The following is a 26,695-nucleotide window of genomic DNA, read 5'->3' on the forward strand; positions in this document are numbered from 1 at the left end:
GAACAGAGAAGTTAAGCCCGGAACCGCCGATGATACTTGGGTCAAACCTGGTAAAGTAGGTAGCCGCCACAATACTATTATACTAATCCCATCTTTATAGAAGATGGGATTTTTTTGTTTGGGGGATATTCATCTCCGCTCCAATGGCCTTCCAACATAGAAATTTTGATACGTAAGAAAGTTTATTTTATGTAACTATTGCAAGACTCAACTCCTTTTTAATATATTTGTATAGACTAAATCTGTCGGAGTTAAAAACATGACAATTACTTCAAATATTACATGGTGGTGGCGCGCACGTCTTAATAAGATGGACGAGTAAGCTCTATTGTGTAGTATAAGATCTATTATATACTTTCCAAGCGGCTAGCTGTTCATCTGACAGCTAGCCGCTTTTTTGTTATATCTCTATTCAAATGAAAAATATGTCCTCTTTAACCAAAACTTACGCTATCACCACCCGGCACAAAAAGCTGCTGGCCGATACATTAACCCCGGTTTCTATTTATCTGAAACTTCGCGACCGTTTTGTCAATACAATACTGCTCGAAAGTTCGGACTATCATGGCAACGAAAACTCATTTACATACATTTGCTGCGATCCTGTTTCTTCGTTTAAACTAAATAACGATATCGTTACGCAGAAATACCCTGACGGCACGAATGAGACATTTACCCTCGCCAAACGTAAAGACGCCGTACAGGCCCTATATGGCTATGCGCAGAGCTTCGTTTCGGAGAAAAGCGGGTTTCCCTTTATAACAAACGGGCTGTTTGGCCACATGACCTACGATGCGGTAACGTATTTTGAAGATATAGACATCCAGCCGACAAACGCTGAAACTGAAATCGACCAGATTTTTTACCAAGTTTACCGCTACGTGATCGCCATTAACCATTTCAAGAACGAATTATACATTTTTGAACATCAATACGGGGAGACTAGCGAAGAAAGCGGACTGGATCAGATTGAGGCGCTCATTAAAAACAGGAATTTCCCGCAGTACGACTTTAAAATAACGTCTGACGAAAGCTCAAATGTTACTGATGACGAAATGAGAGGCGTTATTCAGAAGGGAATTGATCACTGTCTGCGTGGAGATGTATTCCAGATCGTGCCTTCCCGTCGTTTCAGCAGAGATTTTCAGGGAGACGAATTCAATGTGTACCGCGCACTCCGTTCTATCAACCCTTCTCCCTATCTTTTTTACTTCGACTACGGCAATTATAAAATATTCGGTTCTTCACCCGAAAAACAGATATTTATTAAAAATGGCCAGGCAGAAATCCATCCGATCGCAGGTACTTTCCGCAGGACCGGAGACGATCAGGCGGATGCAGAAGCGGCACAACAACTCCTTAACGACCCGAAAGAGACCGCTGAGCACGTAATGCTCGTCGATCTGGCACGAAATGACCTGAGCCGCAGCTGCGACGCCGTAAAAGTTACGAATTACAAAGAGGTCCAGTATTACTCTCACGTTATTCACCTGGTATCAAAAGTGGTCGGGAAGATGAACGACGGCGTGAATCCGTTACAGCTCGTTGCCGACACCTTCCCTGCCGGTACACTTTCAGGAGCTCCGAAACACAACGCGATGAAACTGATCGATCAGATGGAAACCAGCAACCGCAGCATTTACGGCGGAGCCATCGGCTTTATGGATTTCAACGGCGATTTCAACCATGCTATCGCCATCCGTACTTTTTTAAGCAAGGATAATACACTGTTTTACCGTGCCGGAATGGGCGTTGTAGCCAAGTCAAATGTAGAAAGCGAGTTACAGGAAATTAATAGCAAGCTGGCTGCGTTACGTAAAGCAATTGATGTAGCTGAAGAAATCTGACGGACAATATCAACAGGGCTATGGGACAGATAAAAATTTATGGCTTGAAAGAACATTTGATGCCGATCCGTACACAGGTTTCTGACACCTTGCATGGTTGTGTCGTCGATGCTTTCCAATATCCCGAAAACAAACGTGCGCAACGTTTTTTCTACCTGGATCACGAAGACTTTTTCTATCCGGAAGGAAGAAGCAGCCAGTACACGATCATCGAAATTTCACTGTTTGAAGGACGTTCCGTAGCTGCCAAGAAAACATTGTATCAATTCATTTTCGATCGTTTTGAGCGCGAATTAGGCATCTTTCCCAACGACATTGAAATAACACTGACCGAAACACCTCTGCACAACTGGGGTATCCGGGGCAAACCTGGCGATGAGCTGATGCTCGATTACAACGTTGCCGTTTAACCAAAATCAGATACGGAGTACTTTTTACATAACCTATTACACTAACCAGAATACGGCCAAAGCCGACCGCCGGAAGCCGATCGCTATAAGAACATGAAAATACTTGTTTTAGATAACTACGATTCTTTTACCTATAACCTGGTTTACATACTCCGCGAGCTTCACGGCCATGTAGACATTTTCAGGAACGATAAAATTACGCTGGAAGAAGTTGATCAATATGATAAAATCCTTCTTTCACCCGGGCCCGGTATTCCATCGGAAGCTGGTATTATGCAGGATCTGATTCGTCAATATGGCCCTACGAAAAGCATTTTAGGAATTTGCCTTGGCCATCAGGCTATCGGCGAAGTTTATGGCGCCAGTCTGGAAAATATGACGGACGTACTGCACGGAATAAGCGACAAAGCCATTGTAACGGATCCAACCGATCGTATTTTTCAGGGCCTTCCGTCCGAAATTCAGGTCGGAAGATACCACTCCTGGACCGTTGTGCCTGAAACTTTTACCGATCACCTGACGATCACAGCGTTGGATGAAGCGGGAAGGGTCATGGCGCTTTCGCATAAGACCTACGACGTTAAAGGCGTTCAATTCCATCCGGAGTCCGTATTGACTGATCATGGAAAAGCAATGCTGCAAAACTGGTTAAACCTGTAATCCCTTTAATCTTTCTCTAAATAACAAGGCAAACGCCACCTATGGATTTTTAGCACCATGAAAAACATTCTCGGACATTTATTTGAATACAAAGTATTAAGTAAAGAACAAGCCAAAGAAATTCTGATCGGTATCAGCTCCGGTCAATATTCCAATTCCGAAATAGCCTCTTTTCTGACGGTTTACGCCATGCGCAGTATCACCGTTGAAGAACTGGAAGGTTTCCGCGACGCCATGCTGGAAATGTGCCTGAAAGTAGATCTTTCTGCCTATGATCCAATCGACGTCTGCGGTACGGGCGGTGATGGCAAGGATACCTTCAATATCTCGACATTATCCTGTTTTGTCGTTGCCGGCGCCGGTCAGCGCGTCGCCAAACATGGTAATCACGGTGTCTCGTCGTTGTGTGGCTCTTCTACGGTTTTAGAATTTCTTGGTGCTAAATTCACCAATGATAAATCGATTCTGGAACGTCAGATCGACGAAGCAGGGGTTTGTTTCCTGCACGCGCCGCTTTTTCACCCGGCTATGAAAAACGTGGCGCCTGTTCGCAGGGAACTGGGTATAAAAACATTCTTCAACATGCTCGGACCTATGGTAAATCCGGCCTCGCCGGGAAAGCAGCTTGTTGGTGTTTTTAGTCTTGAATTAGCCCGACTTTTTGCTTATCTTTACCAACAGACTGATAAACAGTTTCTGGTTGTTCACGCCCTAGACGGTTACGATGAAGTGTCATTAACAGGTGCATTCAAAATCATAACAGCTCATACAGAGCAAGTTCTGACTCCTTCCCTCCTCGGGTTGGACACGTTGCGCGCCTCCGAACTTTCCGGCGGAGAAACCGTTGAAGCTTCTGCCAAAATTTTTATGAATGTATTAAATGATGAAGCTACCTCAGCCCAAAAACAGGCTGTACTGGCTAATTCAGCATTGGCGCTTCACTGTGCCAATCCAAAATTATCATTACTTGATGCCGTTGAAACTGCCCGTGAATCCCTTGAAAGCAAAAAGGCCCTGCAGAGTTTCAAAAAACTGACAGCAGCATGATAACAAACCTGGATCAACTCGATTTAAATGCGACATACAGCTATGCCGATTATCTAAAATGGCAGTTCGAAGAGCGCGTGGAGTTGATCAAGGGAAAAATATTTAAGATGTCACCGGCCCCGGCCCGCCGGCATCAGCGGATTTCCGGTCGTTTTCACGCCGCATTATTCAACTTTCTGGATGATAAAGTATGCCAGGTTTATCATGCACCATTTGACGTTCGATTAACGCCTAGAAGAAGCGACAATACCAGTAAAATTTATACAGTAGTCCAGCCGGACATCTGTGTGGTCTGTGATGACACCAAACTGGACGAAAAAGGTTGTATAGGTGCACCAGATTGGATTATCGAAATTCTTTCTCCGGGAAATTCTCAAATTGAAATGAAGAACAAATTTGAGGTTTATGAAGCAAACGGGGTCAAGGAATACTGGCTTGCCGATCCTGCCAATGATGTTATTTTTATTTACGTGTTGAATACAGAAGGAAAATATATCGGGTTGCATCCTTTCGCTTTGGAGGATGTTATCGCAAGTCATATTTTCCCTGATTTTAAACTAAACGTTGCTGATATTTTCAAAGATTAAGAGATGATAAGACGTTTTGGACTGATTTGTTTTTTTGCACTTGTTATTGCTTGCTTTTTTTCAAAGACAAGTGCGAAAAACATCGGCTCTGATCCATCCGAAAATACGCGCACGGAAAAGAAAAAATATAACTATCTGTTGTATCTCCCAAAAGAATATAATGCCGCAAAAAAGAGCTATCCGCTGGTTATTTACCTGCATGGCGGATCACAGCGCGGCCATGATTTAAACAAGCTTAAAACCTACGGATTACCTCAGCTGGTTGAAAAAGGGAAAGATTTTGAATTCATAATAGCCTCACCCCAGTGCCCTGATGGTGTTACCGACTGGTCGTCGGAAAACTGGTTTGACTCTTTATTTGTTGATTTAAATACCAAATACCGGATCGATCCTGACAGGGTATATCTCACGGGCATAAGCATGGGAGGCGGCGGAACTTTCGAAATTGCCAAAAAATATCCGGATAAATTTGCCGCATTGGTGCCTTTGTGTGCATGGAACAGCGATGTTACAAATATTTGCAATATCCGTCATATACCAACCTGGACGTTTCATGGGAAACTGGACGAGATTGTGCCAATCGCAGAAACCGAAGAAAAGGTAAATAAGCTGCGGGATTGTAAAGGAAATACAACCTTTACGGTACTGGAAAATGACGGACACGGGATCCAGTGGCTCTACGAGAAAAACGATACATACAACATCTACGAGTGGATGTTAAAGCATAAAAGGGAAGCTAAATGAATATATTAGAAAAAATTGTTGCGCGTAAAAGAGTCGAAGTTGCATTAGCTAAACAGATTAAAAGCATTGCAGACCTGGAAAAAGAGGAATTGTTTTCACGTACCTCAACTTCCCTGACTGATGTTTTAAGAAGCACTTCTTCGCCTCGTATTATTTCGGAATTCAAAAGAAAATCTCCTTCCAAGGGGGTAATTAACGGGGATGTTACCCCGGAGGTTGTTACAGCGGATTATGTAGCAGCAGGCGCGGCGGCACTTTCTGTTTTAACCGATATCGATTTTTTCGGTGGTTCTTTTGATGACTTTTTGAGAGCCAGAAATGCCAATCCACAGATTCCGATGCTAAGGAAAGATTTCATCGTGGATGAATACCAGCTTTTTGAAGCTAAATCAATCGGTGCAGATATAATTCTTTTGATAGCGGCTTGCCTTGAACCATCTGAGGTAAAGACACTTAGCGAAAAAGCCAGAGATCTTGGACTGGAAGTGCTGCTGGAAGTTCATAATGCAGAAGAATTGGCACAGAGTTTGTGTGATACAGTTGATATCGTTGGTGTCAATAACCGGAACCTTAAAACATTTGAGACTTCCATTCAGACATCCATCGAGCTTAGCGCTCAAATTCCGGATTCTTTTGTGAAAATATCCGAAAGCGGATTAAGCGACGCTGAAACGATCATCGAATTATTTTCTTATGGATACAAAGGATTTTTGATAGGAGAAACATTCATGAAAACAACAAACCCGGGAGCAGCGCTGGTGGCTCTGCAAAATAATTTGTCACAATTAGCTAACAGAAACCCTCACGTTATATGAAAGTTAAAGTTTGCGGAATGCGCCAGCAAGGCAACATCGAAGCGTTGATAGAATTGCAGCCAAATTTTATCGGATTTATATTTTCGGAGAAATCTCCCCGTTTCGTCGGCAGCGAACTGGATCCGGAGTTTGTCAAAAGTATACCGAACACCATCAAAAAAGTTGGCGTTTTTGTTAATGCAAGTCCGGGGTATATCCTGGATACTGTTAAAAAATATGACCTTCAATATGCTCAGCTGCATGGTAATGAGTTGCCGGATATGTGTCGCAGTATTCGTCAGAAAGGTGTAAATATCATCAAGGCGTTCTCTATGCACGACCAGTTTAACTTTGCCATGCTGAACAATTACAAGTCGTTCTGCGATATGTTTTTGTTTGATACAAAAGGAGACAACCCAGGAGGGAACGGAAAGGCTTTTGACTGGAGTCTTTTGAAAAAATACGATAACGAAAAGCCTTTTTTCCTCAGCGGAGGTGTCGGGCTGGACAATATAGATGAAGTAATCGCCCTGTCGAAAACCATGCCTATTTACGGAATAGACGTCAACAGCATGTTTGAAACCGAACCAGGCGTTAAAGACATTTCAAAACTGACGACGCTTTTCGATAAGGTCAGAGTAAAAAAAGGAGAGCAGGCAGAAGCATAAACTTATGGAAGCAGTACAAGAAAAGAATTCTTACCAGGCCAGCAGCCAGGGATATTACGGAACATTCGGAGGCGCATTTATACCAGAAATGCTTTATCCTAATGTCGAGGAATTGCGTGAAAATTACCTTCAGATTATTTCAGAACCTTCCTTCAAGAAGGAGTATGACGACTTGCTTAAAAACTATGTCGGTCGCCCTACGCCGCTCTACCGCGCCAACAGGCTTTCTGAAAAGTACGGGACCAATATATTTCTGAAAAGAGAAGATCTTTGCCATACCGGGGCCCATAAGGTCAACAATACCATCGGGCAGATTTTACTGGCCCAAAAACTTGGCAAAAAACGCGTTGTCGCAGAAACCGGTGCCGGACAGCATGGTGTGGCTACTGCTACCGTTTGCGCTTTGATGAATATCGAGTGTATTGTGTACATGGGCGAGCTGGATATCGAACGCCAGGCACCCAATGTGGCCCGTATGAAAATGCTGGGCGCAGAAGTAAGAGCTGCCACCTGCGGGTCGAAAACGCTGAAAGATGCCACGAATGAGGCCATGCGTCACTGGATCAACAATCCGGTTGATACGCATTATATCATCGGCTCCGTAGTGGGGCCACATCCTTATCCGGATATGGTTGCGCGCTTCCAGTCTATCATTTCTGAAGAAATAAAATGGCAGCTGAAAGAGCAGACCGGCAAGGAAAATCCTGATTATGTAGTAGCCTGTGTGGGCGGGGGCAGTAATGCCGCCGGCGCATTTTACCATTATCTGGATGATCTGGAAACCAAACTCGTAGCCGTTGAAGCGGCCGGGCAAGGTATTACTTCCGGTCATTCGGCAGCCACAACTGCCCTGGGAACACCAGGCGTGTTACACGGAAGCCGTACGATACTGATGCAAACCGAAGATGGCCAGGTGGTGGAACCTTATTCTATTTCGGCTGGTTTGGATTATCCGGGAATAGGTCCTCAGCACGCATATTTGTACGATAGCGGAAGAGGCACGTTTTTATCCGCTACGGACGAAGAAGCCGTAACAGCGGCCTTTGAGCTTACCCGTATGGAAGGAATCATTCCAGCACTTGAATCGTCGCATGCATTGGCGGTTTTAGGTCGTCTGGGTGCGACAGCCAATGAAACTGTGGTGATCAATCTTTCCGGAAGGGGAGATAAGGACATGGCGACTTATATGAAATACATTCAATAATAACAGGCGGCTATCGGTTTTCGGATGTTGGCTTTTTAACGGAGCATGCAGTCTTTGGCTGATAGCCGCCTATTGTTACTTTTAATATTCTTTTCGTATTAATATCTGACTTAAACATTATTTACGATGGCTACACTGGCATTACCGGAAGTATTTGAAATGCGCCTGAAAGTACAGGAGCTTGAAAAGAAAGTAAATTCAGGAGAATTGTCTTTGTTTGAAAGATGTGAAATTGAAGACGAAATTCTTGAATTGAAAGAGCAGCTGGGCGAATTCGACCGCCTGAAATTCAGTGATGAAGGCGAATGCCTAAACTGTTCCGCATAAGAATCCGCTTTTACTCAACGCAATCATGATCGTATTGTAACCACTACCAATGATTGTACGATGAACACACACACACTATTTACGGTTGGGCACTCCACCCATCCGCCGGATTATTTCCTCGAATTGTTAAAAAAACACGGAATCACCTGCCTTATTGATGTAAGAAGTGTTGCGGCCAGTGCCTATAACCCTCAATTTAACAAGGAGCCGTTGTCTGCTTTTCTGAAAAAAAACGGGATTACTTATCTGCATTTTGCCAGGGAATTTGGCGCCAGACATACGGATCCCGCGCTTTTGGACGAAAACGCAAAAGTAGATTTTGAAAAAGTCCGCAATTCGGATGATTTTAAAAGCGGTGTCACAAGGGTTATTCAGGGTTTTGAAAAAGGTTTCATCATTGCGCTGATGTGCTCCGAAGCCGAACCGCTTGACTGCCACCGTTTTTCGATGGTATCGGTTGCGCTTCAGCAACTCGGATTCGACGTACGGCATATTCTCAAGGATAACACCCTATTGACGAATGCGCAGCTTGAAAAGGCGTTATTAAAGAAATTCCACAAAAAATTACCGGTTCCGACTGTATTTGATCCTGATGTCTCCATCCAGGATCAAATCACCGTGGCATACCGTTTAAAAAATCAGGAGATCGCATTTTCTCCATACACACACGATTCAGAAGAAAAAATATGATTAAGCTGTACACCATTGGTTTTACCGAAAAACCAGCGGAAACATTCTTTAATCTTTTAAAGAGTTCTGGCATCAAACAAATCGTAGACACCAGAATAAACAATGTTTCCCAATTGGCCGGTTTCGCGAAAGGGACCGACCTTCCATACTTTGCCAGAACAATCGGCAACATTTCCTACGAACATAACCTCGACTTTGCGCCAACCAAAGAGCTTTTGTCGCGGTACAGAGCCCACAAACTGACCTGGGAGGAATATGAAACGGAATACCTGAACCTGCTGGATATCCGCAAAATCGCGCAGAAAACGGATATTGAAAAGCTCCACGAAAACTGCCTGTTATGCAGCGAACACCAACCCGATCGTTGTCACCGGAGGCTGTTGGCTGAATATTTGCGCCATGTAAGAAACGACATCCGGATCATCCATTTGACCTGATTGCGGTTAAATGACAATTCGTTTTGTCTGTTTAGCCAATTCTATCAAAGAAGGGGGAAGGTGCCTGGCAGGCATCGAGCTAAACAATAACAATGATGCGATCATTGGAATAAATGGCCCGAAATGGATACGCCCGATATGTAAAACCCAGCACGGCAAAATTTACACGCATTGGGTGACGCATATAAAATTACTGGACATCGTTGAAATAGAATTGACCGGCTTCCCAGCCAAACCATCTTACCAGTCGGAAAATGTTTTCTTTAAGGACGAAGATTTAAAAGTCATCGGGCGGTTTGACCGTCGCCGGCTGCACGATTTATGCGATAATCACTACTATATTTTCGGGAATTGGGCAAAGGCGCTCTCCACGCAGGAAATCATGCATCTGGATCATTCACTCTTGTTGCTGAATGTCAGCCAGTTTGGCATAACCGAGAAAACTTACCCGGATAACCCGGACAAAAAGCATCTTCGTTTACATTTTCTGTACAATGAAACAAATTATGATTTCCCGATAACAGACCCTGTTTTTATACAGTTGTATACGAATAACGCCGACGTTTTAACCGGAATAAAAAATCTTTATTTATGTATTTCGATAGGTATAAACTTCAATGACTGGTATTATAAGCTTGTCGCCGGAATTATTTCCGGCTCATCCTAATTCGGATTATTAATTATAAATTGCCCAACTTTTAAATCAAACCTAAATAAACCTATTCAAAATGAAATACATTTCTTTATTTTTGGCCGGTTTTCTGCTTTTTGGAACAATCGCTTACGCTAATTCGGATAAAAAACCTGCCGCTAAAAAAATGCTACGTCACGCCGTATTATTTAAATTTAAAGATTCAGCCACACCGGCGCAAGTAAAAGAAGTTGAAGATGCTTTCCGCAAACTTCCTTCCAAAGTTAAAGAGGTTAAGGGTTTTGAATGGGGAACAAACAACAGCCCAGAAGGTCTTAGTCAAGGTTTCACCCACTTGTTTTTCGTTTCCTTTGATAGCGAAGAAGGCCGTGCCGCTTACCTTCCTCATCCGGAACATAAGGCGTTCGTGAAAGTTTTGGAACCACATTTAGACAAAGTTTTAGTGCTTGATTACTGGACACAGGAATGAACAGAATAGTAAATCTTTTTGATACAAATCCAACAGATCAGCCAGGTCAGGGACTGCTGAACGTATATTTTACGGCCGGATTTCCTGCTCTGAATGATACAAAAAAAATACTTACAGCATTACAGGAAGGCGGCGCAGACCTTGTTGAAATCGGGATGCCCTATTCAGATCCTGTGGCTGACGGAGAGACCATTCAGAAAAGCAATGAAAAGGCTTTGGAAAATGGCATGTCCGTAAAACTACTTTTTGAACAATTGCAGGGTATTCGTGAAACGCTTACAATTCCTGTTTTGCTCATGGGATATATTAACCCGGTGATGCAGTTTGGTATTGAAAATTTCTGCAAAAAATGCGCGGAAGTGGGGGTTGACGGACTTATTTTACCTGATATGCCCATGGATGTTTATCTGAATGAATACAAATCCATTTTCGATGCATATGGTATTCTGAACATTTTCCTTGTGACGCCGCAAACCTCGGAAGCCCGCATCCGTCAGATCGATCAGGCCAGCGAAGGATTTATTTATACGGTTTCCTCGGCCAGTGTTACGGGGTCAAAAAGTGGGGTAAGCACCGACATGGAGTCTTATTTCAACCGTATCAATGCTATGAATTTACGTAATCCGCGTCTGATCGGTTTTGGGATCAAGGATAACGCGACTTACGTAAAAGCCTGCAACTACGCCAATGGAGCTATCATCGGAAGCGCATTTATCCGGGTTTTGGAAGAAAGTAAAGATCTCGAGAATGATATCCGCCATTTTGTTCAGGAAATAAAAAATCCTGCTTCTGCGGTTGTAAACGCTTAGGCAATTTCCAAAAAACATCTGGCATCAATTTTTTAGCAAACAATCCGACAAGCGGGTTGTTTGTTTTTTTGTTTATGACCTATGAAAATCGCTTACAGCATTCTGGTACTGGTAGTCTTTACCGGCCTCTGTACCACTTCAAAAGCGCAGTTCAGCATCGATGCTGAGGGGGGCATCATCCCATCCACAAGTTATAACAAAGTCAGGATTCCAAATAATGGCGGGACACTCGTTAATTTATCCGATCAGCTGAATTACAAGTCGAAGGCTTTTTACCGTATCAGAATAGGGTATACCATCGGTGAAAGACACCATATTTCGCTGCTCTACGCTCCGCTTACGCTGAAATATCAGGGGAATTTTACACAGAACGTAAATTTCAATAATCAGGATTTTTCGGCAAACATTCCGCTTGACGTTTTTTATAAATTTAATTCATACCGTCTTACCTACCGGTACAACTTCATTCAGCAGGGCCGATGGCAGGTTGGCGCCGGACTCACGGCGAAGATCCGTGATGCCGATATCCGGTTCAAAAGCGAGTTTCATGACACCCATTATGATAATGTGGGATTCGTTCCGATCATCAATTTTTATGCCCGTTACAAGCCGAATTACCGCTGGGGATTCATTGTTGAGGGCGACGCACTGGCTGCAAAAGTGGGGCGGGCCGAGGATGTTTTTGCCGGAGCAAGTTATCAGATCAATTCGTCGCTAGCGGTAAAGCTTGGTTACCGGGTTTTGGAGGGCGGAGCCGATAATGACAAAATCTACAATTTCAACTGGGTCAATTATGCCAGTGCGGGAATACTGCTTTCCCTCTGAAATCTTTCAAAATAGCATAAAAAAGATTATATTAGTCGGCTCTATGGTCAGCGGAGGAAATCGTACTTTTTACTTTGTTAAATCGTTACCATAGTAATCCATACAATCCCTGACCCTATGGCGGCTTTTACACCAGTAATGGAAGGATTACTCCTTCGTATTCAGGAATACCGGCAAAAGTATTACCAGAATAAACTTTTGAAAGGAATCATCTTTTCGGCAGCATTGCTTCTGAGTGTGTATCTGTTATTCAACACACTGGAATATTTCGGCCGTTTCAGTTCTGCCGTGCGCGGCACGTTGTTCTTCGGTTTTTTGGCCATTCTGCTATTTTCGTTCTTTCAGTGGGTAGTTCAGCCACTTATTCATTTACTCGGCCTTAAAAGGCCTCTTTCTGATGAGGATGCGGCGTTACAGATCGGGCAGTATTTTCCGGAAGTGGGTGATAAGTTGTTAAATACTTTACAGCTCCGAAATCTTTCCGGCACGCAGTCGGACCTTATTGAGGCCAGTATACGGCAAAAATCAGGGCAGTTGCTGATTGTCAAATTCTCGGATGCCATACGTTTTAATGAAAACAAAAAATGGCTTAAATACGCAATTTACCCGTTAACCGCCATTGCGGTAATTTTGCTTTTCAATCCTTCCTTTTTTACTTCCAGTTCAGACAGGATCATTCATTTCAGAAAGAATTATACCTATGCGCCGTTTTCATTTCAGCTCGAAAATAAAAGCCTGAAAGCATTCCGGAACGAAGATTTTACGTTAAAACTGACCCTGAAAGGTGAGGCCTTGCCCAAGGACGTTTACCTGATACAGAACGGAACCCGGTTTAAACTGACACCCGAAGGAAATCAGCATTATTCATACATCTTTAAAAATATCCAGCGGGAGGCTGCCTTTTCATTTGAAGCTGCCGGTTTCTTTTCTGATGAATACAAACTTAATGTGATTGAGCGGCCCTCGCTGCTCTCATTTGACGTGAACCTGCACTATCCGGCCTATCTGCACAAACCGTCTGAGGGGTTAAATAACGTAGGGAATTTGTCGGTTCCGGAAGGCACGACTATCGAATGGAATTTTAATACTTCTTCCACGAAATCACTGGGTATCCGCTTCGAAGGAGATTCGCTTTTGTACAAGGCCACGGAAAATGATGACGAAGGTTTTCAGGTTACCAAACGTTCCGTTCGCCGTTCGTCACAATACCAGATCCAGCTGAAAAATGATGAGGCTGCCAATTCAGACAAGATCGGTTATTATATTAACGTGACCCCGGACAAGTTTCCGGTGATGTCGCTGGAAAACTTCCAGGACACAACATTATATAACTATCTGGTTCTGGGCGGTTCTATCAGCGATGACTACGGGTTCTCCCAATTGAAGCTTTTTTATTCCATTCAGCGTGAAAATGAAAAGAAAGAATCGGCTCCGAAATCCATTCCGATTCCCTTTAACAAAACCGTTAATACACAAAGTTTTTACTTCCAGTGGTATGTCGACAGTCTTAAACTCGCTCCAGGCGACAAGATCGAATATTATGCGCAGGTATGGGATAACGATGGCGTAAACGGCGCAAAAAGTGCCCGTTCAAGATCTATTCAATTCACAGTGCCATCAAAAGATCAGCTGGAGGCAGAGATCAAGAAATCTGAACAGAATACGGAAAACCAGATTGAGTCTGCTATGAAAAAGGCTCAGAGTCTGGAAAAAGACCTGAACGCGTTGGACGATCGTCTGAAAAGTAACAAGGATCTTGATTTTAAGGAGAAAAAGCAGATCGAAGAAGTGCTTAAAAAACGGGAGGAACTGATCAAAGAACTGCAGGCGCTTCAGGAGAAGAATCAGAGCATGAATGAAAAGTCGAAGCAGTTTAGCGAGCAAAGTCCGGAATTACAGCAAAAGCTGAACCAGCTCCAGAAACTTATGGCCGAGCTGACAGACAAAGAGACGGACAAACTTTACAAAGAACTCCAGAAATTACTGGATCAGAAAAAAAGTGAGCGCTTATCCAACACGCTCGACAAACTTAAAAACAAGGAGCATAATCTTGAAAAGGAGCTGGAACGGACGATGAAACTCTTCAAGCAGATGCAGATGGAACAGAAAATGGAAAATCTGGTCGATAAGCTTGATAAGCTCGCTGATAAAGAAGAGCAACTGGCCGATAAAACGCAGGAAAACGATAAGAATAAAAATTCTGATGATAAAAAGGGTAAAAATGAAGATCTGAAAAGTGAGCAGGAGAAAATCCAGGAAGAATTTGACAAAGCAAAAGAAAATGCCAAAGAAATTGAGGAATTAAGCAAGGAGCTTGAACAGCCGGTAGACACCAAGCAAGAGGAGCAAAAAAACGCCTCTGAGCAAATGAAAGAAAGCAAGGAGCAACTGAGTAAGCAACAGAATTCCAAAGCTTCACAGGCACAGAAAAAGGCCGCGAAATCGATGCGCGAAATGTCTCAGTCAATGTCCGAAGCCATGGAAGCTGCCGAGATGGAGCAAATGGAAGAGGACATGGATGCATTACGCGATATTCTTGAAAATCTGATCACGTTATCTTTTGATCAGGAGAAACTGATGAAAGATTTCAGAGGTGTTAATTTGCAGGATCCGCGTTTTGTAAAACTTGGGCAGCAACAGCTTAAATTGAAGGATGACGCGAAGGTGGTTGAGGACAGCCTGTATGCTTTGGCGAATCGGGTGGTACAGATTCAGTCGTTTATAACCAGAGAGTTGAATGACATGAAGCAGTATATGGACGAAAGTGTCAAGAGCATTAAAGACCGTAATATCAGTGTAGCCACATCGAAACAGCAGTTCTCGATGACCTCGATGAATAACCTGGCGCTCATGCTCAGCGACGTTTTCAAACAGATGCAGCAGCAAATGGCCATGGCGATGCCAGGGGAGGGTAAGGGTAAAAAAGGAAAACAAAAAGGTCAGCAACAGGGCATGGGTCAGATGCAGGAAAAGCTGAACGGAAAAATCAAACAATTGGGGTCAGGCAAGGAAGGACAGGGAAATTCTTCCGAGCAGCTGGTAAAAATGGCTGCTGAGCAGGCGATGATCCGCAAGATGATCCAGGAACTGATGGAAGCACAGAAAGGCACAGAAGCCGGAAAAGCCATGGGACAGGAGCTTCAGGACATCATGGATAAAATGGATGAAAGTGAAACCGATCTTGTGAATAAACGTATCACCCCTGAACTCAAGAAACGTAACCAAGAGATAACAACGCGATTATTATCAGCAGAAGAGGCTATGAAGGAGCAGGATGAGGACGAGGAACGCAAAGCGCAAACGGCTAAGCAACTGCCGCGTCAACCGCCGGCAGCATTCGAAAAATACATTCAGGAGAAAGAAAAACAAACTGAACTGCTACGGACCATACCACCAACATTTTCACCATTCTACAAGCGGGAAGTGGACACTTACTTCCGGAGATACCAGTCAAAGAACTGATTACTAATACATTTTGTTCTGATTTAGCCTGTTTTAAGAATTGTTTCGTTTTCTTAAAATAGGTTAAATCACAGACGAAATCGACGCTTAATTAAATCGTAATTAGATACTTACTACCTTTATACCAAATTTTCTTTTCGGTTTAGGATTAAACCGGACGGATTTTTTGATATAACTCATTAAAATACAGTGTATTCTGAATAAATAGTATGCTAAAATTCTTCTCGGAAGAGATTGATTTCAAACTTCCCTTTCCATTAAAAACATCAAAATGGATTAAAACAATCTCTAAATCAGAGGGTTACGATTTGGGTGATTTGAATTATATTTTTTGTTCAGATGAATATCTTCTGGAGATCAATAAACAGTACCTGGATCACGACTATTATACGGACATAATTACCTTCGACAATAGTGAAGAAGAAGGGAAAATTGAGGGTGATATTTATGTGAGCGTGGACCGTGTAAAAGAAAATGCGGAGGAATTCGGAGCTGATTTTGAGACTGAAATGCGCCGGGTTTTGATCCATGGCCTCTTACACTTAATGGATTACACCGATACCAGTGACGAACTGAAGACACAAATGCGGGCGAAAGAAGATGAATGTCTTCTGTTTTTTTAAAAATATTTCCACGTGGAACACTTTTGAATTTTTCAAAAATCCTGTTTCACACAAAAATTAGTAAAACTTAAAATTCTATGTTTCAAGAATATGACGTAATCGTAGTAGGGGCCGGTCATGCCGGTTGCGAAGCAGCTGCCGCAGCTGCGACGATGGGCTCCTCCGTTTTACTCATTACAATGAATATGCACACCATAGCACAGATGTCGTGCAACCCGGCCATGGGTGGTGTTGCCAAAGGTCAAATTGTGAGAGAGATTGATGCGCTCGGAGGACAATCAGGAATTGTGAGCGACAAGACCATGATCCAGTTCCGGATGCTTAACCTATCCAAGGGTCCGGCCATGTGGAGCCCACGCTGTCAAAGTGACCGGATGATGTTCGCCAATGAATGGCGGAGCATTCTTGAGAATAACCCGAACGTAGATTTCTGGCAGGACACCGTCAAAGAAATTTTGCTCGACGGCGAACAGGTCACCGGGGTCAGGACAAGTCTTGGCATTGAGATCAAGTCGAAATCTGTAGTACTCACCAACGGAACCTTTCTAAACGGACTCATCCACATTGGTGAGAAAAATTTTGGCGGAGGAAGAACTGGAGAGAAAGCCGCGACCGGAATAACCGAACAGCTTAAGAGTTTGGGTTTCGAAGCCGGCCGTATGAAAACCGGAACACCGCCAAGAGTCGATGGCCGTTCCTTAGATTACTCGAAAATGGAAGAACAACCAGGTGATGAAAACCCGGCGAAGTTCTCCTACACCAATACAACAAAACTCAGCAAACAGAGAAGCTGCTGGATAACCTACACGAATAACGAAGTACACGAAATTCTCAGGACCGGATTTGAAAAATCTCCGATGTTCTCAGGAAGGATCAAAGGACTTGGCCCAAGGTACTGTCCTTCAGTGGAAGACAAGATCAATCGATTCGCCGACAAAGATCGCCACCAGATTTTCGTAGAGCCGGAAGGGTGGGACACTGTAGAGGTTTACGTAAATGGTTTCTCGACTTCTCTTCCGGAAGACGTTCAGTATGCTGCCTTGAGAAAAATCCCGGGGTTTGAAAATGTGAAAATGTTCCGTCCCGGTTATGCGATCGAGTACGACTATTTCCCACCGACGCAATTGAAGTCAACCCTCGAAACACACCGGATTAAAAATCTGTTTTTCGCAGGACAAATCAACGGAACAACCGGATATGAAGAGGCAGCTTGCCAGGGACTGATGGCTGGGATCAACGCGCACCAGAATGTTCACAACCTTGCCCCATTCGTACTTAAAAGATCCGAGGCTTATATCGGTGTGCTCATCGACGACCTGATCAACAAGGGGACCGAAGAACCTTATCGTATGTTCACTTCCCGCGCCGAATACAGAACGCTGCTCCGTCAGGACAACGCGGATATCCGGTTAACTGAAAAGGGATTTGAAATCGGCTTGGCTGATAAGACACGTCTCGACAACGTCCGCCAAAAAGTCCAGCAGGTTGAAGAGATTATTTCAGAGCTGACCAGTCATAAATTACAGCCTGAAGAAATCAATCCGAAACTCGCGGAACTTGGCTCCGCGCCGATTCGTGAAAAGACTTCAGTGACCCAGCTTCTTAAGAGACCTCAGGTTTCTATAAACGAAATTACAGGGTTTAGTCCCGTCATTCACGCACTTCTGGAGAAGTATGGCGAGGACACCATTAAGCAAGCAGAAATCCATGTCAAATACGACAGTTATATTGAAAAGGAAAAACTGCTGGTTGAAAAAATGAACCGTCTTGAGGACCTCAGTATCGTCGATAATTTCAACTATGATGTTGTTACCTCACTGTCTTTCGAAGGCCGGGAAAAACTTAAGAGAACCAAGCCTTCAACCATCGGCCAGGCATCGCGGATCAGCGGCGTCAGTCCTTCAGATATCTCTGTGCTCATGCTATTCATTGGAAGATAAATGTCTTTAGAAACTTTAACTCATTGCCCAGTTTGTCAAGGTACCAGCTTCAGTAATTATCTGAACGTTGAAGATTATACCGTTTCAAAGAAAGAATTCACGATTCAGCAGTGCAATGCGTGCTACTTTCTGTTCACAAATCCGAGACCTCCCATGGCGGAAATAGGGGCGTATTATCAGTCCCAGGAATACATTTCCCACCATGACGAGGCCAAAGATATCATGAGCAGAATTTACACCTCTGTGCGCAACTATACGATCGGACAGAAGATAAAACTGATCACAGGTCTCCATGCCGGCAAGGGATCCTTGCTTGATATCGGCTGCGGAACAGGTAACTTCTTACAGGCTGTTAAAGAGGCTGGCTGGGTCACAACCGGTACAGAACCCGACGAAGGAGCCCGGAAAATTGCCGGGAAAAGAGTAGGGGAAAACGTATTTGAAAGCATCAATGCCAGCGAACTGACCACGCAGAAGTATGACATTATTACCATGTGGCACGTGCTGGAACACGTTCATCTGCTTAATGAAACCGTGGAATGGCTGGCTGAGCACCTTAATCCAGGCGGAAAGATTATCATCGCCGTACCCAATCCTCAGTCGCCCGATGCTGCGCGATATAGCCGCTTCTGGGCTGCATATGATGTGCCACGGCACCTTTATCATTTCACGAAAGATTCGATGGCTCTGCTGATGAAAAAGCACGATATGAGGGTGGAAAAGATCCATCCGATGTGGTTCGATTCCTTTTATGTCAGCATGCTAAGTACGAAATACAAGGCGAAAAAAGTCGACCTGTTCGACAGCATCAAGACGGGTCTGATGTCCAATATCAAGGGCAATTCGAGCGCGTCAGAAGGCTTAAATACGTCCAGTCTGATCTACGTCATTTCAAAAATTTAATGATCCGTTAAACCGCTGAAAGCCCTCAATACAGTATGCCGTATTGAGGGCTTTTGTTTAATTATTTACGCTATGTTTAAGAAGTATTTTCTGCTCGTCGCTTGCATTTTCCTGCTCACCAAATGTGCCCAGGTGGTGGCACCAACTGGTGGAAAAAAGGATATCATCCCCCCAAATTTGATCGAAAGCAATCCCCCAAACCGTACGCTGAATTTCAAGGATAACAAGATATCCCTGTTCTTTGACGAGTACGTTATAATCGACAATATCACCCAAAAACTTATCATCACACCCGAGGCTGACAACCCCTATAGCTTCAAGCAAAAAGGCACTTCAGTCGAGCTGAATTTCAAGAAAAAATTCCAGGACAGCACCACCTATACCCTCAATTTTGGTGACGCCATAAAGGATTACGCAGAGAAAAATCCGGCCAAAAACCTTAAGTTGGTATTCAGCACCGGCAGCTCCTTAGACTCCGGACGCATCTATGGAACTATAAAAGATCTGCGTTCTAACAAGCCAATTTTCGATGCTTTGGTCGGCCTCTATAACATCAGCGACACACTGAATATCGTCAAACAAAAGCCATTTTATTTCTCAAGAACCGACAGCAGCGGCCGTTTCACAATAGAAAACGCCCAGGTAAAAGACTATAAACTATTCGCGATTGACGACAAAAATCGCAACCTCTTATACAATACCAAGGATGAAAGAATAGGCTTTTTGAGCAAACCGGTTAACGCAGGATCCGACTCTTTGAACTATGATCTGAGTCTTTTTCTCTCGGATAATACCCCTTTCCGGGTGCAGCGAACACTCCCAAAAGTCAATAATTACACTGTGGTTTTTAACAAGGGAGTAGAAAAAGTGGATGTCCATTTCATGAATAAGGACACGATTCCCTACGTCGTAGAAAACAATCTTCAGCTAAAATTCTTCAATGTACAGCCCCATCCGGACACCACTTACATACGAATGTCCGTAACAGATTCGCTCGGAATCACTGCTCAGGATACCATTAAAATCACGTTTCAACAGCAACGAGGAAAGGAGCGGCAACGGGATCCATTTACTATGACGACGCTTCCACAGCAAAACAAACCGCTGGCCAGGATCTTTGAATATGAGCTTCAGTTAAGCAAACCTGTAAGCTTTATTGATGATAAAAAGATCCAGCTGGTGACCGACAGTCTCACTAAAGAGCCCTTGAACAACTTTAAATGGAGCTGGAACAAGTTTCACAATCAGATCAAAATAAGCGGAAAATCGGCCGCCAAAGACAGTATAAAATGGGAGTTTCCCAAGGGAAGTTTCATCAGTGTGGAAGGGGATACGCTGGCAAAAATGCTTGTTAAACATCCTGTTCTTAATGAAGATGATTACGGAATTTTAAGAGGCGCGGTGAATAATGCCGACAGCGCGGCCCATTTCATTATTGAATTGGTTGACCAGGAATATAAAACGCTTCAGTCGATTTACACATCGCCTTACACCTTCAGGCACATTCCTCAAGGAAATTATTTCCTACGGCTCATTCTCGATACCAATAATAACAAAAGATGGGACACAGGTTTGCCTGTAGAGAATAAACAGCCCGAGAAAATCATATACTTCCCTGAGAAGCTCCTGATCAAAGCGAATTTTGAGATCAATGACACCAATTTTGACTTGTCCACACTCAAGGAGTAAAAATTTCTTATGCACTTTATGTGGATAACTATGTGGATATGTCGAAAAATCTGTGGGTAAATACCAGAATTTTGTTAACAATTATGTGGATAACCCCTGTTTCGTGTGGATAAATTTCAAGTTCTGAATCTAAAGTGGACAATCCACATCTAAATAGAAGTTAACACTACGTTAATACACTGTAGAGAATGTGTATAACTTTTTGAGCGCCTTTAGTGGAGTTACCAACAGTCCGATGTATATAAATAATTTCTTACCTTGTGGCTCAACAACTTAATTATGGACAAAAATAAAAACTCCAGTGGATAAACCCTAACAGTTATCCACATTTTGTGGATAACTGTGTTAATCTATAGTGGAAAACATACTTATAGACATATCCACAGTGCTAGAGAATGATAATAACTAAAAAAGAAATTTTTTTTATCTATTATGAAAAAGGGTTTTAAGAGGTTATTGATCTACATAATTCTTTCCGGGGCCGGGGCGGCGGCGCAGGCCCAGACGGAAAAAGAAATGGCTGAGGAGTATTATAAAAAGGATGATTGCTCCAAGGCACTGACTTACTATACGACACTTCTCAAGGCCGGTTTTGACAAAGGGTATCTTAAAAATTACACGAACTGCATCACCAAAACAAAAAGCTGGAATGAAGCTGAGCAGTTTTTCAAAAAGCAGATTAAAAACGATGCCTTCAATTCTGCATGGTACTACATATACTGGGGAGTGCTGATGAATGCGCAAGGGAAGGCGCAGGAGGCCGAGAAAAAGAATGAACAAGCGTTGACTGCTTCTGGCTTAAGAATTGATCTGAAGCGAGATATGGCCGACGAATTCAGATCAGCAGGACAACCTGAATGGGCCAAAAATGCCCTGATGAATGGCCGGGAGGTTTCCAAAAGGAATGATCTTTTTCAACTTGAACTCGCCAGTGTCTACCGGGATTTGAATGAGCCGGAGAAAATGATCGATGAATTGTTGTCATATGGTACCCGCTATCAGAATATAGAAGTCGTTCAAAACATGCTTCAGGATTTCACGAAAGATGAAAAGGAGCAGGCACTTCTGGAAAAGGTATTGTATGACAAGATCCAAAAATTTCCGAATGAGGGCTTTTATAATGAGCTGCTGATCTGGTATCAGGTTCAGAAAAAAGATTTCTATAAGGCATTTATTCAGGAGAGGGCGCTTGATAAACGCTTTAAACATAACGGGACAAGGCTCTATAACCTGGCCATGCTTGCGCTTCAGAATGAAGATTATGTCAATGCAGGCGCCATATTTGATCACCTGGTGAAAGAATATCCAAAGGGGCAGCTCTATCCGGTTGCACGTCGTATGGCTATTTTTTCGCGGGAAGAGCAGGTGAAAAATACTTATCCGGTAAAACGTGACGAGGTTCAGAAATTGCTGGGGCAATATCAGCAGCTTGTGGATGAGCTGGGCGTAAGCCTCCGTACCATTGAAGCGCTGCGCAACATGGCGACACTGAATGCATTTTATCTCGACGATTTTAAGAAGGCAATCGAGATCATGCAAACGGCCATTGAAGCAGGGAAACAGGAAAAGATGTTCGTTGATAAATGTAAGCTGGATCTGGGCGATATTTACCTGTTGCAGGGAGAACCCTGGGAAGCGTCACTACTCTACTCGCAGGTTGAAAAATCACAGAAGGATGATGTACTGGGTTATGAAGCCAAATTGCGTAATGCCAAGCTTCATTATTTTAAGGGAGATTTTGCGCTGGCCAAAGAGGTGCTGGACATTTTGAAGAAGGCCACTTCCAGAGAAATTGCCAATGACGCCAATGAGCTGAGCCTGCTCATTATGGACAATACGGGATTGGACAGTTCGGAAACTGCGATGAAGGAATATTCAAATGTTGAACTTTTGCTTTTCCAAAATAAGAAGTACGAAGCGATTGAATCACTGAAACATCTTTATGAAAAGTACCAGGAGCATAGTTTGTCGGACGAAATTTTGTGGCTGATGGCAAAGACTTATGTCAAGCTCGACAGCAACCAGCAGGCGATGGCTTCTCTGAAATTATTATATTCAAAATTCAGTATCGATATTCTTGGCGACGATGCCTTGTTTGAGATGGCAAGACTGAATCAGGAAAAATTGAACAACAAGGATGAAGCGATGAAGTTGTATCAGGAGCTGATGGAAAAATATCCGGGCAGCATTTTTGTCGCCGAGTCCCGGAAGCGATTCCGGATTTTAAGAGGTGATGTTGTAAATTGATGTAGGAAATTAAAAAGGAAAAGGGAAGTCAATTTTGACTTCCCTTTTCCTTTTTACGTTTTAAAATTTGCGGTCCTTTGCCTGATTGATATCATACATTTAAATCTCAGGCGCTAAAAATCGCTAAATTATTACTTCAATCGATTCATTAATAGTGACTTAAAGTCTGAAAATGACGGTTTCATTTTTATTGAAGTTTTTTCAATGGAAAGGAGTAATTGAAGTCTTTCCGGAATTTCGACCGGTTTTCCCAAAGTTTCTTCTACCAGATCAATAAATTTCGCCGGATGCGCCGTGGAAAGAAAAACGCCGGTAAAATTTCCGTCTGAATTTTGGCGGTATTCCTGAAGTCCCCGGTAAGCGATGGCGGTATGAGGGCAAAGAACATAATTTGCATTTCCATAAACTTCACGCATCGATTTTTGCGTTTGTTCATCGTTAAAAAAATATCCGGATATTTTTTCAACGACAAGATTCCAGTCGTCACCAAAAAATCGGGTCAATCTTACAAAGTTGCTCGGGTTACCGACATCCATCGCGTTGGAAATTGTTTCGATAGAAGCATGAGGTTCGAAGACACCATTTGTCAGATATCTCGGTACGGAATTGTTAAGATTGGTCGAAGCGATAAAATGTTCTACCGGCAGTCCCATGCGATAGGCGAGAAGTCCTGCACTTAGATTTCCGAAATTTCCGCTTGGAACAGAAAAAACAAGAGGTTTTCCCAGGTGTTTTAGCTGTGCATAGGCAGAGAAAAAGTAAAACGATTGGGGAATAAGTCTGGCTATGTTAATGGAGTTTGCAGAAGCCAAATTGAACTTTTCTGTTAACTCGCTGTCAAGAAATGCTTCTTTGACCAGTTTTTGACAGTCATCAAATGTTCCGTCAATTTCGAGCGCGGTTACATTATGTCCAAGTGTGGTAAGCTGTTTTTCCTGAATGTCACTTACTTTTCCGCTTGGATACAGGATGGTAACCGAAATGCCCGGAACTTTATAAAAGCCCTGAGCAACAGCACCTCCCGTGTCTCCTGATGTTGCGACAAGGATCTGAATTTCTTTTTTCGATTTTACCAGAAAGTAAGACATGACAGCTGCCATGAAGCGTGCACCAAAATCTTTGAACGCCATAGAAGGACCGTGGAACAGCTCCAGAACGTAATCTTTTGGCGTAATTTTTAAAACAGGCGCTTCGAAGTCATAGGCACTTTCTATGATTTTTTCAATATCCTCGCGTGGAATGTCGTCTCCCAAAAGCGTCGCTGTAACCTCGACAGCGATTTCCTTGAAAGTCCTGTTTTCAATTGTATTTAAAAAATCTTCTGAAATTCTCGGAATGTATTCAGGCATGTAAAGCCCATTATCAGGCGGCAGGCTCCTGAATACGGCTTCTTCCAGGGATGCTTTCAGGGAATTGGTCTTGGTACTGTAAAATATCATTATATAGATAAAATATGTTCGCGCATTAAACGCACAAATTTAACTAAAATACCTGCGTGTGAGGCAAATTGCAGATGTAATTTGAGAAAAGTATATAACTTGCCTTGTCAGAACAAGTATTATTTTAACAACATATTTTTCGGGATTTTGCTGTTCTGTACTTACGGAGTAATTTTGTGACCGGATTATTTTAATTAATCACTTCCGGTAAAATCGGAGTTAAGTGGGGGAGGAACTTCCCTAAAAAACCGTTGTTTTTTTAAGTACAGGTTGATTTATTTTCAAATTTATATAAAAGAGTATGTCGCAAGGTATTTTTAATGTCCCGGCTTTAAGAAATGAGCCCGTGAAGAATTACGCTCCGGGAAGCCCCGAGAGAAGCGAATTGAAAAAAGCGCTTGAAGAAGCGAGATCAAAACAGATTGAAATTCCGCAATATATTGGTGGGGAAGAGATTTTTTCTCAAAAAAAACACCGCGTTTCGCCGCCGCACGATCATCAGCATACACTTGGATATCTGCATGAAGGTAGCGCAGAGGATGTAAAAAAGGCCATTGGTGTTTCACTTGAGGCGAGAAAGGCGTGGGCATCGATGCATTGGGAACAACGTGCTGCTGTTTTTCTTAAAGCAGCGGATTTGATTGCCGGGCCTTACCGTGCTGAAATGAACGCTGCGACCATGCTGGGGCAGTCGAAGAACGCATACCAGGCGGAGATCGATTCAGCCTGTGAGATTATCGATTTCCTGCGTTTGAATGTAAATTTCCTGACCGATATCTATAAGCAGCAGCCGGTTTCTTCGGATGGCGTTTGGAATCGTATGGAATATCGTCCTTTGGAAGGATTCGTTTTTGCCATCACCCCTTTCAATTTTACTGCGATTGCGGGTAATCTTCCGGCGGCGCCTGCGCTGATGGGTAACGTGGTACTCTGGAAGCCGGCATTTACGCAGGTATACGCCGCAAATGTGATTATGAAAGTGTTTAAGGAAGCTGGCCTTCCCGACGGCGTTATCAATATGATTTTGGTGGATGGTCCTGTTGCGGGAGATATTGTCTTCAAACATGCTGATTTTGCCGGGATCCATTTTACCGGAAGTACAAAGGTATTTCAGACGATCTGGAAGGAGATCGGCGAAAATATAGCAACTTATAAGACCTTCCCTCGTATTGTCGGTGAAACGGGCGGAAAAGACTTTGTTTTGGCGCATAAGTCGGCAAATGCAAAAGCTTTGGCAACGGGATTGATCCGTGGTGCGTTCGAATACCAGGGACAAAAATGTTCTGCGGCTTCCCGTGCTTATATTCCTTCCAACTTGTGGGAAGAAGTAAAAGGGTATATGCTGGCCGATCTGGCTGAAATCAAAGTGGGCGGCGTTGAAGATTTTTCCAATTTTGTAAACGCCGTTATCGACGAAAAGTCCTTTGATAAAATTGCTTCCTATATAGAAGGTGTAAAAAGTAATCCGACAGACGCGGAAATTGTTGCAGGGGGAACGTTTGACAAGAGTGAAGGATATTTTGTCCAGCCAACCATTATTAAAGCAGCAAAGCCGGATTATGTGACAATGTGCGACGAGATATTCGGACCTGTTCTTACTGTCTATGTATATGATGCAGATAAGTTCGAGGAAATTATCCCGATTGTCGATTCTACTTCTCCCTACGCATTAACGGGTGCCGTTTTCGCGCAGGATCGTTATGCGATTCAATATGCAACGGAGCATCTGGTGAACGCTGCGGGTAATTTTTATATCAATGATAAACCAACAGGCGCGGTAGTGGGCCAGCAGCCTTTTGGCGGAGCGCGTGCTTCCGGCACGAATGACAAGGCAGGATCAGTATTAAATTTACTTCGCTGGGTTTCTCCACGCGTCATTAAAGAGACACTGGTTTCGCCTGAAAACTATAAATACCCTTTCCTTTTGCAGGAATAATTGGATAATTTTTTTGAATAGTTTTAATACTTAAAGAACTTTCAAAAAAATGAAAATATTTCTTGCTAAGGATTTGCACCCACAAAAACTTTTTCTACCTTTGCAATCCCAATCGCAGACAGCGGAAACGAAAAGAGAGAGAGAAAGTCGGGATTGGTACTGTTCTTTGACATGATGAGATAAACTAAAAGAGTAAGAAAAACTCGTTTAAGAAGATAACGTGGGATCTTTCGGGATTACCACAAACAAAAATTTACAATGGAGAGTTTGATCCTGGCTCAGGATG

The 26,695-nt window shown here is 43.2% G+C and carries 24 protein-coding genes; 23 read left to right on the forward strand and 1 reads right to left on the reverse strand.

Annotated elements, in window-relative coordinates:
• Nucleotides 1–425: 425 nt before the first annotated feature.
• The 22 genes from M1L62_RS28885 (at nucleotide 426) to M1L62_RS28990 (ending at nucleotide 23,034) form a co-directional block, all read left to right on the forward strand.
• Entirely contained in the window at nucleotides 426–1,847 is a 1,422-nt protein-coding gene (locus M1L62_RS28885) for an anthranilate synthase component I family protein (protein WP_254563121.1), read from the forward strand.
• 20 nt (nucleotides 1,848–1,867) lie between these two features.
• Nucleotides 1,868–2,257 (forward strand): tautomerase family protein, encoded by a 390-nt coding sequence (locus tag M1L62_RS28890; protein ID WP_254563122.1) that lies wholly within the window; start codon nucleotides 1,868–1,870, stop codon nucleotides 2,255–2,257.
• Between the two features lie 93 nt (nucleotides 2,258–2,350).
• Nucleotides 2,351–2,917 (forward strand): anthranilate synthase component II, encoded by a 567-nt coding sequence (locus M1L62_RS28895; protein ID WP_254563123.1) that lies wholly within the window; start codon nucleotides 2,351–2,353, stop codon nucleotides 2,915–2,917.
• A 57-nt stretch (nucleotides 2,918–2,974) separates the two neighbouring features.
• The gene (gene trpD / locus M1L62_RS28900) at nucleotides 2,975–3,964 is read left to right on the forward strand and encodes an anthranilate phosphoribosyltransferase (RefSeq protein WP_254563124.1); all 990 of its coding nucleotides are present in this window, start codon (nucleotides 2,975–2,977) and stop codon (nucleotides 3,962–3,964) included.
• Nucleotides 3,961–4,551, forward strand: coding sequence for a Uma2 family endonuclease (locus M1L62_RS28905; protein WP_254563125.1), 591 nt, complete (start codon nucleotides 3,961–3,963; stop codon nucleotides 4,549–4,551). Before trpD ends, M1L62_RS28905 begins: the two co-directional genes overlap by 4 nt.
• A 3-nt stretch (nucleotides 4,552–4,554) precedes the next feature.
• The gene (locus tag M1L62_RS28910) at nucleotides 4,555–5,295 is read left to right on the forward strand and encodes a carboxylesterase family protein (RefSeq protein ID WP_254563126.1); all 741 of its coding nucleotides are present in this window, start codon (nucleotides 4,555–4,557) and stop codon (nucleotides 5,293–5,295) included.
• A complete protein-coding gene (trpC, locus tag M1L62_RS28915) occupies nucleotides 5,292–6,110 on the forward strand; it encodes an indole-3-glycerol phosphate synthase TrpC (RefSeq protein ID WP_254563127.1) in 819 nt (272 codons plus the stop codon). Before M1L62_RS28910 ends, trpC begins: the two co-directional genes overlap by 4 nt.
• Complete coding sequence (locus tag M1L62_RS28920) at nucleotides 6,107–6,757, forward strand: phosphoribosylanthranilate isomerase (RefSeq protein WP_254563128.1); 651 nt, start codon at nucleotides 6,107–6,109, stop codon at nucleotides 6,755–6,757. Before trpC ends, M1L62_RS28920 begins: the two co-directional genes overlap by 4 nt.
• A 4-nt stretch (nucleotides 6,758–6,761) precedes the next feature.
• Nucleotides 6,762–7,961 carry a tryptophan synthase subunit beta gene (gene trpB / locus M1L62_RS28925; RefSeq protein ID WP_254563129.1) on the forward strand — a complete coding sequence of 400 codons (1,200 nt, stop codon included), beginning with the start codon at nucleotides 6,762–6,764 and terminating at the stop codon, nucleotides 7,959–7,961.
• 126 nt (nucleotides 7,962–8,087) lie between these two features.
• Complete coding sequence (locus M1L62_RS28930) at nucleotides 8,088–8,288, forward strand: hypothetical protein (protein WP_254563130.1); 201 nt, start codon at nucleotides 8,088–8,090, stop codon at nucleotides 8,286–8,288.
• Between the two features lie 60 nt (nucleotides 8,289–8,348).
• Nucleotides 8,349–8,978: a DUF488 domain-containing protein gene (locus M1L62_RS28935; protein ID WP_254563131.1), complete on the forward strand. Its 630-nt coding sequence runs from the start codon at nucleotides 8,349–8,351 to the stop codon at nucleotides 8,976–8,978.
• Nucleotides 8,975–9,415, forward strand: coding sequence for a DUF488 domain-containing protein (locus M1L62_RS28940; RefSeq protein WP_254563132.1), 441 nt, complete (start codon nucleotides 8,975–8,977; stop codon nucleotides 9,413–9,415). Before M1L62_RS28935 ends, M1L62_RS28940 begins: the two co-directional genes overlap by 4 nt.
• A gap of 10 nt (nucleotides 9,416–9,425) precedes the next feature.
• Nucleotides 9,426–10,082: a dual OB domain-containing protein gene (locus M1L62_RS28945; RefSeq protein ID WP_254563133.1), complete on the forward strand. Its 657-nt coding sequence runs from the start codon at nucleotides 9,426–9,428 to the stop codon at nucleotides 10,080–10,082.
• A 61-nt stretch (nucleotides 10,083–10,143) separates the two neighbouring features.
• On the forward strand, nucleotides 10,144–10,536 hold the full coding sequence (locus M1L62_RS28950; protein WP_254563134.1) for a Dabb family protein: 393 nt from the start codon (nucleotides 10,144–10,146) through the stop codon (nucleotides 10,534–10,536).
• A complete protein-coding gene (trpA, locus tag M1L62_RS28955) occupies nucleotides 10,533–11,345 on the forward strand; it encodes a tryptophan synthase subunit alpha (protein WP_254563135.1) in 813 nt (270 codons plus the stop codon). Before M1L62_RS28950 ends, trpA begins: the two co-directional genes overlap by 4 nt.
• Nucleotides 11,346–11,426: 81 nt before the next feature.
• Complete coding sequence (locus tag M1L62_RS28960; RefSeq protein WP_254563136.1) at nucleotides 11,427–12,170, forward strand: hypothetical protein; 744 nt, start codon at nucleotides 11,427–11,429, stop codon at nucleotides 12,168–12,170.
• Nucleotides 12,171–12,308: 138 nt separating this feature from the next.
• Nucleotides 12,309–15,632, forward strand: a complete 3,324-nt coding sequence (locus M1L62_RS28965; RefSeq protein WP_254563144.1) for a coiled-coil domain-containing protein — start codon at nucleotides 12,309–12,311, stop codon at nucleotides 15,630–15,632.
• Between the two features lie 209 nt (nucleotides 15,633–15,841).
• Nucleotides 15,842–16,255, forward strand: coding sequence for an rRNA maturation RNase YbeY (gene ybeY, locus M1L62_RS28970; protein WP_254563137.1), 414 nt, complete (start codon nucleotides 15,842–15,844; stop codon nucleotides 16,253–16,255).
• 77 nt (nucleotides 16,256–16,332) lie between these two features.
• Complete coding sequence (gene mnmG, locus M1L62_RS28975) at nucleotides 16,333–18,195, forward strand: tRNA uridine-5-carboxymethylaminomethyl(34) synthesis enzyme MnmG (protein ID WP_254563138.1); 1,863 nt, start codon at nucleotides 16,333–16,335, stop codon at nucleotides 18,193–18,195.
• A gap of 153 nt (nucleotides 18,196–18,348) precedes the next feature.
• A complete protein-coding gene (locus tag M1L62_RS28980) occupies nucleotides 18,349–19,098 on the forward strand; it encodes a class I SAM-dependent methyltransferase (protein ID WP_254563139.1) in 750 nt (249 codons plus the stop codon).
• A 72-nt stretch (nucleotides 19,099–19,170) separates the two neighbouring features.
• Nucleotides 19,171–20,787 (forward strand): Ig-like domain-containing domain, encoded by a 1,617-nt coding sequence (locus tag M1L62_RS28985; protein ID WP_254563140.1) that lies wholly within the window; start codon nucleotides 19,171–19,173, stop codon nucleotides 20,785–20,787.
• Nucleotides 20,788–21,219: 432 nt separating this feature from the next.
• The gene (locus M1L62_RS28990) at nucleotides 21,220–23,034 is read left to right on the forward strand and encodes a tetratricopeptide repeat protein (RefSeq protein WP_254563141.1); all 1,815 of its coding nucleotides are present in this window, start codon (nucleotides 21,220–21,222) and stop codon (nucleotides 23,032–23,034) included.
• Between the two features lie 131 nt (nucleotides 23,035–23,165).
• On the opposite strand, the gene thrC is transcribed toward M1L62_RS28990, so the two are convergent.
• Entirely contained in the window at nucleotides 23,166–24,473 is a 1,308-nt protein-coding gene (gene thrC, locus M1L62_RS28995; RefSeq protein ID WP_254563142.1) for a threonine synthase, read from the reverse strand.
• 301 nt (nucleotides 24,474–24,774) lie between these two features.
• Between thrC and pruA the strand changes: the two genes are divergently transcribed.
• Entirely contained in the window at nucleotides 24,775–26,409 is a 1,635-nt protein-coding gene (pruA, locus tag M1L62_RS29000) for an L-glutamate gamma-semialdehyde dehydrogenase (RefSeq protein WP_254563143.1), read from the forward strand.
• Nucleotides 26,410–26,695: the final 286 nt, after the last annotated feature.

The sequence above is a fragment of the Dyadobacter diqingensis genome, from assembly GCF_024220585.1.
GTDB lineage: Bacteria > Bacteroidota > Bacteroidia > Cytophagales > Spirosomataceae > Dyadobacter > Dyadobacter diqingensis.

Bases quoted from the DNA above. Each gene is read 5' to 3' on its own strand.
- trpD (WP_254563124.1), top strand. From the start codon at position 2,975: ATGAAAAACATTCTCGGACATTTATTTGAATACAAAGTATTAAGTAAA.
- trpA (WP_254563135.1), top strand. From the start codon at position 10,533: ATGAACAGAATAGTAAATCTTTTTGATACAAATCCAACAGATCAGCCA.
- M1L62_RS28905 (WP_254563125.1), top strand. From the start codon at position 3,961: ATGATAACAAACCTGGATCAACTCGATTTAAATGCGACATACAGCTAT.
- M1L62_RS28910 (WP_254563126.1), top strand. From the start codon at position 4,555: ATGATAAGACGTTTTGGACTGATTTGTTTTTTTGCACTTGTTATTGCT.
- M1L62_RS28920 (WP_254563128.1), top strand. From the start codon at position 6,107: ATGAAAGTTAAAGTTTGCGGAATGCGCCAGCAAGGCAACATCGAAGCG.
- M1L62_RS28895 (WP_254563123.1), top strand. From the start codon at position 2,351: ATGAAAATACTTGTTTTAGATAACTACGATTCTTTTACCTATAACCTG.
- mnmG (WP_254563138.1), top strand. From the start codon at position 16,333: ATGTTTCAAGAATATGACGTAATCGTAGTAGGGGCCGGTCATGCCGGT.
- M1L62_RS28890 (WP_254563122.1), top strand. From the start codon at position 1,868: ATGGGACAGATAAAAATTTATGGCTTGAAAGAACATTTGATGCCGATC.
- M1L62_RS28930 (WP_254563130.1), top strand. From the start codon at position 8,088: ATGGCTACACTGGCATTACCGGAAGTATTTGAAATGCGCCTGAAAGTA.
- M1L62_RS28960 (WP_254563136.1), top strand. From the start codon at position 11,427: ATGAAAATCGCTTACAGCATTCTGGTACTGGTAGTCTTTACCGGCCTC.
- M1L62_RS28980 (WP_254563139.1), top strand. From the start codon at position 18,349: ATGGCGGAAATAGGGGCGTATTATCAGTCCCAGGAATACATTTCCCAC.
- ybeY (WP_254563137.1), top strand. From the start codon at position 15,842: ATGCTAAAATTCTTCTCGGAAGAGATTGATTTCAAACTTCCCTTTCCA.
- M1L62_RS28990 (WP_254563141.1), top strand. From the start codon at position 21,220: ATGAAAAAGGGTTTTAAGAGGTTATTGATCTACATAATTCTTTCCGGG.
- M1L62_RS28935 (WP_254563131.1), top strand. From the start codon at position 8,349: ATGAACACACACACACTATTTACGGTTGGGCACTCCACCCATCCGCCG.
- trpC (WP_254563127.1), top strand. From the start codon at position 5,292: ATGAATATATTAGAAAAAATTGTTGCGCGTAAAAGAGTCGAAGTTGCA.
- M1L62_RS28940 (WP_254563132.1), top strand. From the start codon at position 8,975: ATGATTAAGCTGTACACCATTGGTTTTACCGAAAAACCAGCGGAAACA.
- pruA (WP_254563143.1), top strand. From the start codon at position 24,775: ATGTCGCAAGGTATTTTTAATGTCCCGGCTTTAAGAAATGAGCCCGTG.
- M1L62_RS28885 (WP_254563121.1), top strand. From the start codon at position 426: ATGTCCTCTTTAACCAAAACTTACGCTATCACCACCCGGCACAAAAAG.
- M1L62_RS28985 (WP_254563140.1), top strand. From the start codon at position 19,171: ATGTTTAAGAAGTATTTTCTGCTCGTCGCTTGCATTTTCCTGCTCACC.
- M1L62_RS28950 (WP_254563134.1), top strand. From the start codon at position 10,144: ATGAAATACATTTCTTTATTTTTGGCCGGTTTTCTGCTTTTTGGAACA.
- M1L62_RS28965 (WP_254563144.1), top strand. From the start codon at position 12,309: ATGGAAGGATTACTCCTTCGTATTCAGGAATACCGGCAAAAGTATTAC.
- thrC (WP_254563142.1), bottom strand. From the start codon at position 24,473: ATGATATTTTACAGTACCAAGACCAATTCCCTGAAAGCATCCCTGGAA.
- trpB (WP_254563129.1), top strand. From the start codon at position 6,762: ATGGAAGCAGTACAAGAAAAGAATTCTTACCAGGCCAGCAGCCAGGGA.
- M1L62_RS28945 (WP_254563133.1), top strand. From the start codon at position 9,426: ATGACAATTCGTTTTGTCTGTTTAGCCAATTCTATCAAAGAAGGGGGA.